This is a genomic window from Pseudomonas aeruginosa (assembly GCF_001457615.1).
GTDB classification, from domain to species: Bacteria; Pseudomonadota; Gammaproteobacteria; order Pseudomonadales; family Pseudomonadaceae; genus Pseudomonas; species Pseudomonas aeruginosa.
In genome coordinates, this window is record NZ_LN831024.1 from 2,330,125 (window position 1) to 2,342,469 (window position 12,345).

Annotated in this window: 15 protein-coding genes and 1 pseudogene; 7 read left to right on the top strand and 9 right to left on the bottom strand. The window is 65.8% G+C overall.

Annotated elements, in window-relative coordinates:
• Nucleotides 1-23 precede the first annotated feature (23 nt).
• Both AT700_RS10840 and AT700_RS10845 read right to left on the bottom strand, forming a co-directional pair.
• The gene (locus tag AT700_RS10840) at nt 24-1,355 is read right to left on the bottom strand and encodes a sensor histidine kinase (protein ID WP_003098786.1); all 1,332 of its coding nucleotides are present in this window, start codon (nt 1,353-1,355) and stop codon (nt 24-26) included.
• On the bottom strand, nt 1,352-2,032 hold the full coding sequence (locus AT700_RS10845; protein WP_003098784.1) for a heavy metal response regulator transcription factor: 681 nt from the start codon (nt 2,030-2,032) through the stop codon (nt 1,352-1,354). The genes AT700_RS10840 and AT700_RS10845 overlap by 4 nt, the downstream gene beginning before the upstream one ends.
• A gap of 125 nt (nt 2,033-2,157) precedes the next feature.
• Between AT700_RS10845 and ptrA the strand changes: the two genes are divergently transcribed.
• The 3 genes from ptrA to queF all read left to right on the top strand — a co-directional run bounded on the left by ptrA (nt 2,158) and on the right by queF (nt 4,086).
• Entirely contained in the window at nt 2,158-2,349 is a 192-nt protein-coding gene (ptrA, locus tag AT700_RS10850; protein WP_003090881.1) for a T3SS anti-activator PtrA, read from the top strand.
• Nucleotides 2,350-2,520: 171 nt separating this feature from the next.
• The gene (locus tag AT700_RS10855; RefSeq protein ID WP_003119888.1) at nt 2,521-3,138 is read left to right on the top strand and encodes a cupredoxin domain-containing protein; all 618 of its coding nucleotides are present in this window, start codon (nt 2,521-2,523) and stop codon (nt 3,136-3,138) included.
• A 117-nt stretch (nt 3,139-3,255) separates the two neighbouring features.
• Entirely contained in the window at nt 3,256-4,086 is an 831-nt protein-coding gene (queF, locus tag AT700_RS10860; protein WP_003098780.1) for an NADPH-dependent 7-cyano-7-deazaguanine reductase QueF, read from the top strand.
• 66 nt (nt 4,087-4,152) lie between these two features.
• On the opposite strand, the gene AT700_RS10865 is transcribed toward queF, so the two are convergent.
• The 3 genes from AT700_RS10865 to AT700_RS10875 form a co-directional block, all read right to left on the bottom strand.
• On the bottom strand, nt 4,153-4,416 hold the full coding sequence (locus tag AT700_RS10865) for a DUF4404 family protein (RefSeq protein ID WP_003090878.1): 264 nt from the start codon (nt 4,414-4,416) through the stop codon (nt 4,153-4,155).
• A 73-nt stretch (nt 4,417-4,489) separates the two neighbouring features.
• On the bottom strand, nt 4,490-5,071 hold the full coding sequence (locus AT700_RS10870) for a phosphonate degradation HD-domain oxygenase (RefSeq protein ID WP_003090877.1): 582 nt from the start codon (nt 5,069-5,071) through the stop codon (nt 4,490-4,492).
• Complete coding sequence (locus AT700_RS10875; RefSeq protein WP_003108944.1) at nt 5,068-5,811, bottom strand: HAD family hydrolase; 744 nt, start codon at nt 5,809-5,811, stop codon at nt 5,068-5,070. Before AT700_RS10875 ends, AT700_RS10870 begins: the two co-directional genes overlap by 4 nt.
• Before the next feature lie 133 nt (nt 5,812-5,944).
• Between AT700_RS10875 and AT700_RS10880 the strand changes: the two genes are divergently transcribed.
• Entirely contained in the window at nt 5,945-6,664 is a 720-nt protein-coding gene (locus tag AT700_RS10880; RefSeq protein WP_003104061.1) for a UTRA domain-containing protein, read from the top strand.
• A gap of 1 nt (nt 6,665) precedes the next feature.
• Here the strand turns inward: AT700_RS10880 and AT700_RS10885 are convergent, their stop codons facing one another.
• On the bottom strand, nt 6,666-7,070 hold the full coding sequence (locus tag AT700_RS10885) for an acyl-CoA thioesterase (RefSeq protein ID WP_003114776.1): 405 nt from the start codon (nt 7,068-7,070) through the stop codon (nt 6,666-6,668).
• 102 nt (nt 7,071-7,172) lie between these two features.
• On the opposite strand from AT700_RS10885, the pseudogene AT700_RS10890 reads away from it, so the two are divergent.
• A pseudogene (locus tag AT700_RS10890) lies at nt 7,173-7,876 on the top strand (VacJ family lipoprotein).
• 57 nt (nt 7,877-7,933) lie between these two features.
• Here AT700_RS10890 and pilZ read toward each other — a convergent pair.
• Nucleotides 7,934-8,233 (bottom strand): cyclic di-GMP-binding protein PilZ, encoded by a 300-nt coding sequence (gene pilZ, locus AT700_RS10895; RefSeq protein ID WP_003104055.1) that lies wholly within the window; start codon nt 8,231-8,233, stop codon nt 7,934-7,936.
• 246 nt (nt 8,234-8,479) lie between these two features.
• Here pilZ and rssB point away from each other — a divergent pair, with 246 nt between their 5' ends.
• Nucleotides 8,480-9,664: a two-component system response regulator RssB gene (rssB, locus tag AT700_RS10900; RefSeq protein ID WP_003119890.1), complete on the top strand. Its 1,185-nt coding sequence runs from the start codon at nt 8,480-8,482 to the stop codon at nt 9,662-9,664.
• The gene (gene rssC, locus AT700_RS10905; protein ID WP_003104052.1) at nt 9,661-10,143 is read left to right on the top strand and encodes an anti-sigma factor antagonist RssC; all 483 of its coding nucleotides are present in this window, start codon (nt 9,661-9,663) and stop codon (nt 10,141-10,143) included. The genes rssB and rssC overlap by 4 nt, the downstream gene beginning before the upstream one ends.
• An 87-nt stretch (nt 10,144-10,230) precedes the next feature.
• Here rssC and tal read toward each other — a convergent pair whose 3' ends face one another.
• Both tal and dusA read right to left on the bottom strand, forming a co-directional pair.
• A complete protein-coding gene (gene tal / locus AT700_RS10910) occupies nt 10,231-11,154 on the bottom strand; it encodes a transaldolase (RefSeq protein ID WP_003090868.1) in 924 nt (307 codons plus the stop codon).
• Between the two features lie 79 nt (nt 11,155-11,233).
• Nucleotides 11,234-12,232: a tRNA dihydrouridine(20/20a) synthase DusA gene (gene dusA / locus AT700_RS10915; protein ID WP_048521057.1), complete on the bottom strand. Its 999-nt coding sequence runs from the start codon at nt 12,230-12,232 to the stop codon at nt 11,234-11,236.
• Nucleotides 12,233-12,345: the final 113 nt, after the last annotated feature.

Below are 12,345 nucleotides of genomic sequence, written 5' to 3' on the forward strand. Positions count from 1 at the left end.
CCCCGTCATGGGGGCTTCGCGTTTCATCGGCGCGGGCGAGCGAAATCGATGACGAAACGGGTCCAGCCGTCGGCAGACTCGCAGCGGATCTCGCCGCCGTGGGCCTGGACGATGGAGCGGCAGATCGCCAGGCCGAGCCCGGCGTGTTCACCCTGGCCTTCGCGGCGCGCCGGATCGGCACGATAGAACCGGTCGAACAGGCGCGGCAAGCGCTCGGGAGGAATCGCCGGACCCTGGTTCTCCACGCTCAGGCGTCGGTCGCCGAGACGGATACGTATCTCGCCGCCATCGGCGGTGAAGCGCAGGGCGTTGTCCAGCAGGTTGGCCAGCACCCGCCGCAGCATGCCGCGGTCGCCGGGCAGGCTCAGGCTGCCTTCGCGCAGCAGGCGGATGTCGCGGTCTTCCGCCAGCGGCTGGTAGAACTCCAGCAGCGAGTCGACTTCCGCGCCCAGGTCCAGGGCCTGGCGGCTGGGCGCCAGCAGGCCGTGGTCGGCCTTGGCCAGCAACAGCATGTCGTTGACCATCGCGGTGAGCCGTTCCAGCTCCTCGAGGTTGCCGTGCAGGGCCTCGCGATAATCCTCCAGCGAGCGTGGGCGGGACAATACCACCTGGGTCTGGGTCAGCAGACTGGTGAGCGGGGTGCGCAACTCGTGGGCGATGTCGGCGGAGAACGCCGAGAGGCGCTGGAAGGCTTCTTCCAGGCGCGCCAGCATGGCGTTCAGCTCGCCGGCCAGTCCGCGCAGCTCCTCTGGCATCCGGCTGGCGTCGAGGCGGGTGGTGAGGGAGTTGGCGGAAACCCGCGCGGCGACTTCGCGCATCCGTCGCAGCGGCGCCAGGCTGGCGCCGGTGGCCCAGGCGCCGAGCAGCGCCGTGGCCAGCGCCGACAGGCTCATGGTCAGCCAGATCAACTGGCGCATGCGTTGCAGGAAGTGCTGGTGATGACTGATGTCGAGGATCACGGTGAGTTGCGGCGAAGCGTCGTTGCCGGGCTCCAGCGGGGCGCCGAGTTCGCGGTTGGCGGGCAGGCCGGGATGCGCAGGCTGCGGCAGGCGCTCGAACCAGAGGCTGCCATCCGGGCCGTTCAGGCGCAGGCCGAGGTCGGGATGGCGTGCCAGTTCGCGCAGCAGTTCCGCTTCGCGGCGGCGCATCTGTTGTTCCGAGCCGAGGCCGCGCAGCTCATCGCGAAACACCGCGAGCTTGGCGGACATCGCCATATGGTCGAGCTCGACGAAATGCTCGTCGATGGCCCTGCTGAAGATCAATCCGGCGATCAGCGAGACCGCCGCCGTGCAGGCGGCGAACAGCAGGCTCAGGCGGACGCCGAGGGACATCCGCGAGCCGAACCCGGCGCTCATTCGTCGCGCTCTTCGAGAACGTAGCCCATGCCGCGCACGGTATGGATCAGGCGCTGCGGGTAGTCGTCGTCGACCTTGGCGCGCAGGCGGCGGATGGCCACCTCGATGACGTTGGTATCGCTGTCGAAGTTCATGTCCCAGACCTGCGAGGCGATCAGCGACTTGGGCAGCACCTCGCCGCTGCGCCGCAGCAGCAGTTCGAGCAGGGCGAACTCCTTGGCGGTGAGGTCGATCCGCTTGCCCTGGCGTTGCACCCGGCGGCGCAGCAAATCGAGTTCGAGGTCGGCCAGTTGCAGGGTGGTCTCCTGCAACTGCTGGCTGCCCCGGCGCAGCAGGGTGCGCACCCGGGCGAGCAGTTCGACGAAGGCGAACGGCTTCACCAGGTAATCGTCGGCGCCTTGTTCGAGGCCGCGCACGCGGTCCTCTACGGCATCGCGGGCGGTCAGGAACAGCACCGGTACGGTCATCCCGGCGTCGCGCACGCTGCGCAGGATCTGCCAGCCGTCACGGCCGGGCAGCATGACGTCGAGGATCAGCAGGTCGTAGTCGCCGCCCAGGGCCAGTTGCTCGCCCTCGTTGCCATCGTCGCTCAGGTCGACGGCGAAGCCTGCCTCGGCGAGCCCCTGGCGCAGGTACTGGCCGATGCGCGGTTCGTCTTCGACGATCAGCAGTTTCATGTTCATCCCTCGTTACATTTGCCGGCCATGCCGACCTGTTTCTGACAGCATCGTAATCAGTGGGTAACGGGGGCGACAGTGGCCCCCGCGCAGACTACAGGGGAACTCATTCGAGGAGACTTCCCATGCGTACCTTCACTGCCTCCACCCTCGCTTTCCTGCTGGTCCTCGCCCCGACCGTTCCGGCCATGGCCGACAGCGGCGGCGACATCGTCTTCGAGCGCATGCAGGCCCAGGCCGCCAAGGCTCGTGCCGCGCACCAGGAGAAACTGGCGAAGCAGGCCGAAGCGACGAAGAAGGACAAGGAAAACTGCTGATCGCCAGTTCTTCCACCCCCGGCTCCACACGGGATGACGGAGGGCTCCGATCCCGTCTTCACCCGCCACCGGTTCCCTGGTTTCCGGTCGGCGGGTTTTTTATGCCCGTCGGTGGTGCTGGGCGATCTTAGCCTTCGCGGTCCGCAACGGCGGCAAGCTGACAAAGATGTAATGCTCCCGACAGCCAGCCGGCAGGCGCAGCGACACAGGATAGGCGACATCAACCCGATGGAGATTCCCCGTATGTTTCCGCGCCGCCTGCTTCCCGCTTCCCTGATCGTCCTCGGCGTGCTTTTCGGTGCCAGCGCCCAGGCTTCACCGGCCCACGGCCAGGCCTTCGGCAAGCCGGCCCAGGCCGCGCAGGCCAGCCGCAGCATCGAGGTGGTGCTCGGCGACATGTACTTCAAGCCGCGGGCGATCGAGGTCAAGGCCGGCGAGACGGTCCGCTTCGTGCTGAAGAACGAAGGCAAGCTGTTGCACGAGTTCAACCTGGGAGACGCGGCGATGCATGCCGAGCACCAGAAGGAGATGCTGGAGATGCAGCAGTCCGGGATGCTCACCCCGACCGGCATGGCGTCGATGGACCATAGTCAGATGGGCCACGGCATGGCCGGCATGGACCATGGCCGGATGATGAAGCACGACGACCCCAACAGCGTGCTGGTCGAGCCGGGCAAGAGCGCCGAGCTGACCTGGACCTTCGCCAAAGCCACCCGGCTGGAGTTCGCCTGCAACATCCCCGGCCACTACCAGGCCGGGATGGTCGGTCAACTGACCGTGCAGCCCTGAGCCGGCGGACGGCCGGCGTGAAGATGCCGGCCGATCCGTATACACTTGCCGCCGCCCGCCAGTGCGGCGCGGCGCGCGGGGAAGGGCCCTGCGCGATTCATCCAGCAGGTTTCCCTCATGCAGCATCCCGCCGAACATTCGCCGCTGGGCAAGACCAGCGAATACGTCTCCAGCTACACGCCGTCGCTGCTGTTTCCCATTTCACGCACGGCGAAATGGGCCGAGCTTGGCCTGAGCGCCGAGACCCTGCCTTATCGCGGCGTGGATATCTGGAACTGCTACGAGCTGTCCTGGCTGACCCCGGCCGGCAAGCCGGTGGTGGCGATCGGCGAGTTCTCGATCCCGGCGGACTCGCCGAACATCATCGAGTCGAAGTCGTTCAAGCTTTACCTCAATTCCCTCAACCAGTCCGCCTTCGATAGTCGCGAGGCGCTTCGCGCGGTATTGCAGAAAGACCTCTCGGCCGCTGCCGGGGCGCCCGTGGGCGTGCGCCTGCGCAGCCTCGACGAGGTTGCCGAGGAGGGCATCGGGCGTCTGCCGGGGCGCTGCATCGACGAGCTGGACATCGCCGTCGACGGCTACGAGCAGCCGCGCCCGGAACTGCTGCGCTGCGACGCCGGGCGGATCGTCGAGGAGCAGCTCTACAGCCACCTGCTCAAGTCCAACTGCCCGGTCACCGGCCAGCCCGACTGGGGCACCCTGGTGGTCGACTACCGGGGCCCGGCGCTGGACCCGGCCAGCCTGCTGGCCTACCTGGTTTCCTTCCGCCAGCACCAGGACTTCCACGAACAGTGCGTCGAACGCATCTTCCTCGACCTGCAGCGCCTGTTGCAGCCGCAGGCGCTCAGCGTCTACGCGCGCTACGTACGCCGTGGCGGCCTGGATATCAATCCCTACCGCAGCCTGGCGGAGGTCGCACCGGACAACCGACGCCTGGTGCGCCAGTAACGCCTCGCAACACGCGGATACGAAAAAGCCCCGGCCATGCCGGGGCTTTTCATTTCGGCAAGTCGTTCAGATACCCATGTTGGCCAGGCTCTGCACGATGGAGCGGAGCGTGCCGGCGAGGGTCGGGTGGCTGACCTCGAAGCGCTCGACGGCGAGGTTGACCCCATCGACCAGGCTGCCTTCGTTGAGGGCGTCCTCGTTGGCCAGTTTCAGTTCGATGTCCCTGATCAGGAGTTCCAGTTCGGCGCGCTGCTCTTCGTTCAGCGGCGGTTGTTGCTCCAGTTGCTCGCGCAGGGCGGACAGTTCGCGCAGCAGACTCTCTTTCGGCATGGTATTTCCCTCGACGTACAAGTCTTCGGTGGACCTCCGGCGGGCGCCGAAAGGTCCGTCCATGCCGAACAGATTAACCTGTCGGGCGCAGATGTGCGCGATCCGGATCAATCCGCAGCAGGCGTTCCAGCAGCGGGAAGAAGTGCGTCAGTTCGGGGGTGCGCATGGCCGGGTCCTTGGCCAGGTCGTCGAGGCGGCGCAGGGTCAGGCCGTCCTGGGCATAGGGCGCCTTGATGTAGGCCGCGGCGGCACGCTCGTCGAACGGCCCGCCTTGCAGCACCAGGCTGTGCCGGGAGGCCGGCGACAGGCTGGCGTGGTAGCTCGGGTCCACCGCGCAGAGGAAGCGCTTGGCCGATACGTGCAGGCGCACCGGCTGCCAGACCGACTCGGGGAACAGCTCGCGTAGCAGGCGTGCGCCGAATTCCTCGTGGCGCAGGTCCTCCTCGTCGATCTGCGCCGGGTCTTCATAGAGGTGGCCGATATCGTGCAGCAGGGCGGCGACTACAAGGCTGTCCGAGCAGCCGGCGCGCTCGGCCAGGGTCGCACACTGCAGCGCGTGCTCGGCCTGGCTGACTGCCTCGCCATAGGGCTCGGCGCCATGGCTGGCGAAGCGTTCGGCCAGTTCGTCGAGAAAGCGGTGACGGGCGCGGCTCATGGTTTTTCTCCTTTCAGGCGGCGGACGGCGAGGTCGTGCAGGCAGGGTTGCAGCTCGCCCAGGTGATCGATCACGGAATGCACGCCCAGGCGGTACAGTTCCAGGGTGGCGTCGGCGCGCAAGCGGTCGCGCTCGGTGTGTCCGAGAGCGTCCCAGTCGGCCGGCGAGAGGCCGCACGACGGCCCGCTGGCGGCCAGGCCGATGGTCCATAGCCCGGCATTGAGTCCGGCCTGGAGTTGACGCGGTTGGGCGCTGACCAGCACGCAGCCGTCGAGGCGCTCGATGCCCAGCCGGGCGAGGGCCTGCCAGCAGCCATCGGGGGCCGGCCAGGGGCGCGCGCCGGCGAGGGGAATCAGGGCGTCCGCTCGGCCGAGCGGCGCGGCAAGGCGCTGGCAGACCGATTCCGGTAGCTCGTCCTGCCAGGCGTAGGGAATCCGTTGTTCGTCCAGGCTCTCCAACAGGGCCACGGCACCGGCGATGGCTTCGGCCTGTTCCCCGGCGGCTTCGTCGAGGGCTTGCTCCAGGCGCTGGCGCTCGCTCTTGTTCGGTTTGCGCCGCAACAGGAAGCTTTGTGCCTCGGCGAAGGGCAGCAGACTGGCGTCGCGGAGGTGTTCGGCAGGGCTATGCGGATGGCTGCGCAGCAGCGCCAGGGACAGGGTCCGGGCGCCGAAATCCACCAGGCCGCCGGAGAGTCCGAAGAGCAGGGCGGTGAAGCGCGGGAGTTGGTCGGAGCTGGGCATGCGAAAGGCGTCTGGCAAATGGTCTAGGCCAGCCTAGAGGGGTTTTGTGACGCCGCCGTGACGTTTTCGTGGCAGTGGCGATAGGCCGACGGGCTGCCGTTATAATCGGCCGGTCTGAATCAGCGAGGCCGTCATGCCGGTCGATCAATCTCGTCAGTACCTGCGCATCCGCGACCAGCTCGCCGCGGATATCGCCCAGGGTGTGCTGCAAGTGAAACTTCCCTCCGAGCGGGAGTTGGCCGAGCGCTTCCTGTGTACCCGCATCACCCTTCGCGAAGCCCTGCAGCAATTGGAAACCGAAGGCCTGGTCTATCGCGAGAACCGCCGCGGCTGGTTCGTCGCGCCGCCGCGGATCCGCTACAACCCGACCCGTACCACCGGCTTCATGGAATACGTCAGCGCCCAGGGACGCCAGCCGCGTACCGAGACGCTGCACGCCGAGCGGCGTGCAGCCGGCGCCTGGCTGGCCAAGCGGATGGGGCTGGAGGACAGCGCGCCGGTGTATTTCCTGCAACGGCGCCGCTGGGTGGACGAGCGTCCGGTGCTGATCGAACTGATCGCCCTGGATGCCGGGTGGTGCCCAGGCCTGCTGGACCACGACCTCGATACTTCGCTGATGAGCCTGCTGCGCGAGCGTTTCGGCCTGCAGCCGACGCGCTGCCAACTGGCGATGCACCCGACCGCGCTGAACGCGGCCCAGGCCGAGCCGCTGCAACTGGCGCCGGGTTCGCCGGCGCTGTACCTGGAGCGACTGAGTTACGCGGAGGGGCAGAGGGTGGTCGAGTTCGACCAGGAGTTCTGGCGCCCGGACGCTCTGGAGATCGTGCTCGACGCGGCCTATCCGGGCGCCTGAGTCAGGCGATCGCGGCGCGTATGCTGTCCGGCACGGGCGTCGAACGGTTTTCCGCGTGGCGCACCCAGACCAGCTTGCAGTGGCCTTCGCCATAGGTGCCTTGCGGATCTTCCAGGGTGTGCAGGCGATGTTCCAGTACCAGGCTGCTGGTGCCCAGCCTGCCGGCGTACAGTTCCACCACCACGGTGGCCGGATGCACCACCGGCTTCAGGTAGGTGTGCAGGCTTTGCAGCACGACCGGCCCCTCGGCAGCGCCTTCCAGGTCGATGCCGAGGGTTTCGAACCAGGCCACCCGGGCCTCTTCCAGGTACTGGAAATAGAGGGTGTTGTTGACGTGCCCGTAGCTGTCCATGTCGCCCCAGCGCACCGGGATATGGGCCGTGTGTAGCAATTGTCTGTCAGCCATCTCGTAACTCTTCTAGTCTCAAAATCGATGCGAGCCTATATACTGCGCCCACGCTGAAGCCGCGCTGGCGGCCAAGACTAGTCATGCAAAGGAGATACAGCAATGCGCGCCCGCGGCGTGAACTGGATCGAACGTAGTGCCCGAATCCTGGCTTGCGCCAGCCTCGCATTGGCACCCACGCTGTCCCTGGCGGCCAGTGAAGAAGACCCTTGGGAAAGCATCAACCGTCCCATCTTCACCTTCAACGACACCCTGGACACCTATGCGCTGAAACCGCTGGCCCAGGGTTACCAGAAGGTCACCCCGAACTTCGTTCAGGACGGCGTGCACAACTTCTTCAACAACCTCGGCGACGTGAAGAACCTGGCCAACAACCTGTTGCAGGCCAAGTTCCACAATGCCGGCGTGGACACCAGCCGCCTGCTGTTCAACAGCACCTTCGGCCTGGCCGGCTTGATCGACGTGGCGACCCGATGGGCCTGCAGCGCAACGATGAGGACTTCGGCCAGACCCTGGGTTATTGGGGCGTCGGCAGCGGCCCGTACGTGATGCTGCCGTTCCTCGGCCCGAGCACGCTGCGCGATGCCCCGGCGAAGATCCCGGACATCTATGTCAGTCCCTACCACTACATGGACGACGTACGCGCGCGCAACGTGATGTTCGGCATCAATACCGTCGACACCCGTGCCAACCTGCTGAAGTCGGAAAAACTGATCAGCGGCGACAAGTACATCTTCATCCGCAACGCCTACCTGCAGAACCGCGAGTTCAAGGTCAAGGACGGCGAGGTGGAGGACGACTTCTAAGTCGACCCGCTTCGTGCGACACCTGGAAAGGCGGCCCTTGGGTCGCCTTTCGTCGTTTCAGTGGATCGCGACGATGCTCAGCCCCAGGCTATGCCGACCCGGGCCGAGGCGTTCGCAGCGCACCACGCGGGCTTCCAGTTCCAGGCCGGTGAGCGTCTCGTGGGTGGACGGGATGCTCACCCGCAGGTGGTCGCCCGGAGCCAGCTCGCTTTGCGCTTCCAGCAGCAGCCCGCTGGCGGACAGGTCCCGGCACAGGGCCACCGACTCGCGGCCTTCGCAGCGGATGGTGACCGGGGTGTCGAGCTTCATGCGGATGAAGTCGCGCTTCTCGCTGTAGTTGTGCTCGATGGGCTGCATGGGCTGATCCTCATGGTCGGGGCGATGGGAGGGCGACTGGCAATCCTGGCGATTATCGTCAAAGTTTATACCGTGCGGACGGGATCGGACGGACAAAGGCGGATTTTCCGGCAAAGGTCAACGGCTTGAACTGCTCAACGGATGGGAGTACCGTCTGCGCCTTGTCGAACCCCGTAGCCGCGCTGTTGTCACTTACAATAAGCGCCTAGGACCCACTGTTTCCGGCGCCGTTTGCCTGGATGACCCATGCATAAAGTCAGTGCCACGCTGCTGATCATCGATGACGACGAGGTGGTGCGCGAAAGCCTCGCCGCCTACTTGGAAGACAGCAACTTCAAGGTGTTGCAGGCCCTCAACGGTCTGCAGGGCCTGCAGATCTTCGAAAGCGAACAGCCGGACCTGGTCATTTGCGATTTGCGCATGCCGCAGATCGACGGCCTCGAACTGATCCGCCGCATCCGCCAGACCGCTTCGGAAACGCCGATCATCGTACTTTCCGGAGCCGGCGTGATGAGCGATGCGGTGGAAGCCTTGCGCCTGGGCGCCGCCGACTACCTGATCAAGCCCCTGGAAGACCTCGCGGTGCTCGAGCATTCGGTGCGCCGGGCCCTGGATCGCGCCTACCTGCGGGTCGAGAACCAGCGCTACCGCGACAAGCTGGAAGCCGCCAACCGCGAATTGCAGGCCAGCCTGAACCTGCTCCAGGAAGACCAGAACGCCGGCCGCCAGGTGCAGATGAACATGCTTCCGGTGACGCCGTGGAGCATCGAGGGGCTGGAGTTTTCCCACCGGATCATTCCGTCGCTGTATCTCTCCGGCGACTTCGTCGACTACTTCCGGGTCGACGAGCGACGCGTGGCGTTCTACCTGGCCGACGTTTCCGGCCATGGCGCTTCCTCGGCCTTCGTCACGGTGCTGCTGAAGTTCATGACCACGCGCCTGCTCTATGAGTCGAGGCGCAACGGCACGCTCCCGGAGTTCAAGCCGTCCGAGGTGCTGGCGCACATCAACCGCGGCCTGATCAACACCAAGTTGGGCAAGCACGTGACCATGCTCGGCGGGGTCATCGACCTGGAGAAGAACAGCCTGACCTACAGCATCGGCGGCCACCTGCCGCTTCCTGTGTTGTTCGTCGAAGGGCAGGCGAGCTACCTGGAGGGCCGTGGCCTGCCGGTGGGCCTGTTCGACGATGCGACCTATGACGACCGGGTCATGGAGTTGCCGCCTTCCTTCAGCCTGTCGCTGTTTTCCGATGGCATCCTCGATGTGCTGCCAGGAGCTACGCTGAAGGAGAAAGAGGCTTCGCTACCGGAACAGGTGGCAGCCGCCGGAGGCACCCTCGACGGGCTGCGCCAGGTCTTCGGGCTGGCCAACCTGGCGGAGATGCCGGATGATATCGCCTTGCTGGTGTTGAGCAGGAACCTTGCATGAGTACCGGTAAAATCCAGTTTGCCGAACAGAACGGCTCCTTCGTTCTGAAATTCGTCGGTGAGGTCCGCCTCACCCTGTGCTCGGCCCTGGATTCCACCATCGAGAAGATCTTCGCTGCGCTGAATTTTTCGGCGATCATCATCGATCTTACGGAAACCCAGAGCATCGATAGCACCACGCTCGGCCTGCTGGCCAAGCTGTCCATCCTGTCGCGGCAGAAAATCGGCCTGTTGCCCACGCTGGTGACCACCAATCCGGACATTACCCGTCTGTTGCAGTCGATGGGCTTCGATCAGGTGTTCAATATCGTCGATCGTCCGATTCCGTGCCCGGAATGCCTGTCCGACCTGCCGCCGCAGGACCAGTCGGAAGATGTGGTGCGCGACAAGGTCCTGGAGGCGCACCGCATCCTGATGGGCCTCAACGAATCCAACCGCGAAGCCTTCCACGACCTGGTCAGCGCCCTGGAGCGCCATTAACCGGTCGATCCCTTCCCGAATTCCTGCTGAATCCTCCGCTGCGCCGGAACGGGACGCCCTGCATGCGCGTCCCGCCGGCAGCGGCGATCAGTGGCGGGTCGCCAACTGGTATTCGAGCTTTTCCTGGTCGCGTGCGAACAGGCGGATGCCTTCGGCCAGCTTTTCGGTGGCCATGGCGTCCTCGTTCATCTGCCAACGGAAAGCGCTCTCGTCGAGCACCTGGCGCGGCTCGCCTTCGCCCGGCAGCAGCAGGCGCGGCAGCTCGCCCTGGGCGTCAGCCAGTTGTTGCAGCAGGTCGGGACTGATGGTCAGGCGGTCGCAGCCGGCCAGTTGCTCGATCTGGCCGAGATTGCGGAAGCTGGCGCCCATCACCACCGTCTTGTAGCCGTTGGCCTTGTAGTAGCGATAGATGCGCGAGACCGACTGCACGCCGGGATCCTCGGCGCCGGCGTAGTCGCGGTTCTCGCTCTTCTTGTACCAGTCGTAGATGCGCCCGACGAACGGAGAGATGAGGAACACCCCGGCGTCGGCGCAGGCCACCGCCTGGGCGAAGGAGAACAGCAGGGTCAGGTTGGTCTGGATGCCCTCGCGTTCCAGAATCTCGGCGGCGCGGATTCCTTCCCAGGTGGAGGCGATCTTGATCAGCACCCGCTCGCGGTCGATGCCTTGTTCGTCGTACAGCTCGATCAGGCGGTGGGCGCGGGCGAGGGTGGCCTCGCTGTCGAACGACAGGCGCGCGTCGACTTCGGTGGAAATACGTCCGGGAATGACTCCGAGGATGTCCTTGCCGACTGCCACGGCGAAGCGGTCGCAAGCCAGTCCGGCGTCGCCGCCGCTACCCGCGGTAGCCTGTCGAAGGTGCTCGGCGTAGCGCGGCAGGGCGGCGGCCTTGAGCAGCAGCGACGGGTTGGTGGTGGCGTCCACCGGCTTCAGGCGGGCAATGGCATCGAAGTCGCCGGTGTCGGCGACCACCGTGGTGTATTGCTTGAGTTGTTCCAGCTTCGAAGTCATGGCGAGGTCTTGTCAGGTGGGTTCTTGGGAAGAAGAATCCCCCGACCTTACCCGAGCCGCAGGCGCGGCTCAATGGGAGCTATCGCCCCGCCAGAAGTTCCAGCGCCTGGTCGAAAACCCGCAGCGGATCGGCGGCCTTGTGCACGTCCACCGAGAGCAACTGGCGGAATCGCCGGGAGCCGGGGAAGCCCTGGGCCAGGCCGAGGATATGGCGGGTCACGTGATGCATCGCGCCGCCTTCGGCCTGGTGTCGCTCGATGTACGGACGCAGACGGAGCAAGGCCTCGCTGCGACTGAGCGGCGGCGCTTCGCTGCCGAACAACTGGCTGTCCACCGCGGCCAGCAGGTAGGGGTTGTGGTAGGCCTCGCGACCGAGCATCACGCCGTCGAAGGTCTGCAGGTGCTCGCGGCAGGCCTCTAGGGTCTTGATGCCGCCGTTGAGGACGATCTCCAGGTCCGGGAAGTCCTTCTTCAATTGCGCCGCGACCTCGTAGCGCAGCGGCGGCACCTCGCGGTTCTCCTTGGGCGAGAGCCCTTCGAGGATGGCGATCCGTGCATGCACGGTGAAGCTCCGGCAGCCGGCCTCGCGCACCTGGCCGACGAAATCGCAGAGCTCGGCATAGCTGTCGCGCCCGTTGATACCGATGCGGTGCTTCACCGTCACCGCTATCTCCACCGCATCCAGCATCGCCTTCACGCAGTCCGCCACCAGCGCCGGATGCCCCATCAGGCAGGCGCCGATCATGTTGTGCTGGACCCGGTCGCTGGGGCAACCGACGTTGAGGTTGACCTCGTCGTAGCCGGCCTCTTCCGCCAGCCGCGCGCAGGCCGCCAATTCCGCCGGCACACTGCCGCCCAGTTGCAGCGCCAGTGGGTGCTCGCATTCGTCGTAGCGGAGGAAGCGCTGGCGATCGCCGTTCAGCAACGCGCCGGTGGTGACCATCTCGGTGTAGAGCAAGGTGTGACGGGACAACTGGCGCAGGAAGAAGCGGCAGTGGCGATCGGTCCAGTCCATCATCGGCGCAACGGAGAAGCGGCGTGAGAGGGCGGCGGGGGCGTTGGTCGGTTCTGGGCGCATCGGGACTTCGGTAGGGGGAGCGGAGCAGGGCGAGGGATTTTATCAGGGATGGGGCCTTTGCCATATCGTCGGTAATGAGCAGTTCCACCCGCCCAGCGTCGGTGTCCGATAAC

What these genes read in the sequence shown, in the direction of transcription:
- rssB (WP_003119890.1), top strand. Translation starts at nt 8,480, where the DNA reads ATGCATAAAGTCAGTGCCACGCTGCTGATCATCGATGACGACGAGGTG.
- AT700_RS10870 (WP_003090877.1), bottom strand. Translation starts at nt 5,071, where the DNA reads ATGAGCCGCGCCCGTCACCGCTTTCTCGACGAACTGGCCGAACGCTTC.
- rssC (WP_003104052.1), top strand. Translation starts at nt 9,661, where the DNA reads ATGAGTACCGGTAAAATCCAGTTTGCCGAACAGAACGGCTCCTTCGTT.
- AT700_RS10880 (WP_003104061.1), top strand. Translation starts at nt 5,945, where the DNA reads ATGCCGGTCGATCAATCTCGTCAGTACCTGCGCATCCGCGACCAGCTC.
- tal (WP_003090868.1), bottom strand. Translation starts at nt 11,154, where the DNA reads ATGACTTCGAAGCTGGAACAACTCAAGCAATACACCACGGTGGTCGCC.
- AT700_RS10855 (WP_003119888.1), top strand. Translation starts at nt 2,521, where the DNA reads ATGCTCCCGACAGCCAGCCGGCAGGCGCAGCGACACAGGATAGGCGAC.
- AT700_RS10845 (WP_003098784.1), bottom strand. Translation starts at nt 2,032, where the DNA reads ATGAAACTGCTGATCGTCGAAGACGAACCGCGCATCGGCCAGTACCTG.
- ptrA (WP_003090881.1), top strand. Translation starts at nt 2,158, where the DNA reads ATGCGTACCTTCACTGCCTCCACCCTCGCTTTCCTGCTGGTCCTCGCC.
- dusA (WP_048521057.1), bottom strand. Translation starts at nt 12,232, where the DNA reads ATGCGCCCAGAACCGACCAACGCCCCCGCCGCCCTCTCACGCCGCTTC.
- queF (WP_003098780.1), top strand. Translation starts at nt 3,256, where the DNA reads ATGCAGCATCCCGCCGAACATTCGCCGCTGGGCAAGACCAGCGAATAC.
- AT700_RS10865 (WP_003090878.1), bottom strand. Translation starts at nt 4,416, where the DNA reads ATGCCGAAAGAGAGTCTGCTGCGCGAACTGTCCGCCCTGCGCGAGCAA.
- pilZ (WP_003104055.1), bottom strand. Translation starts at nt 8,233, where the DNA reads ATGCAGCCCATCGAGCACAACTACAGCGAGAAGCGCGACTTCATCCGC.
- AT700_RS10875 (WP_003108944.1), bottom strand. Translation starts at nt 5,811, where the DNA reads ATGCCCAGCTCCGACCAACTCCCGCGCTTCACCGCCCTGCTCTTCGGA.
- AT700_RS10885 (WP_003114776.1), bottom strand. Translation starts at nt 7,070, where the DNA reads ATGGCTGACAGACAATTGCTACACACGGCCCATATCCCGGTGCGCTGG.
- AT700_RS10840 (WP_003098786.1), bottom strand. Translation starts at nt 1,355, where the DNA reads ATGAGCGCCGGGTTCGGCTCGCGGATGTCCCTCGGCGTCCGCCTGAGC.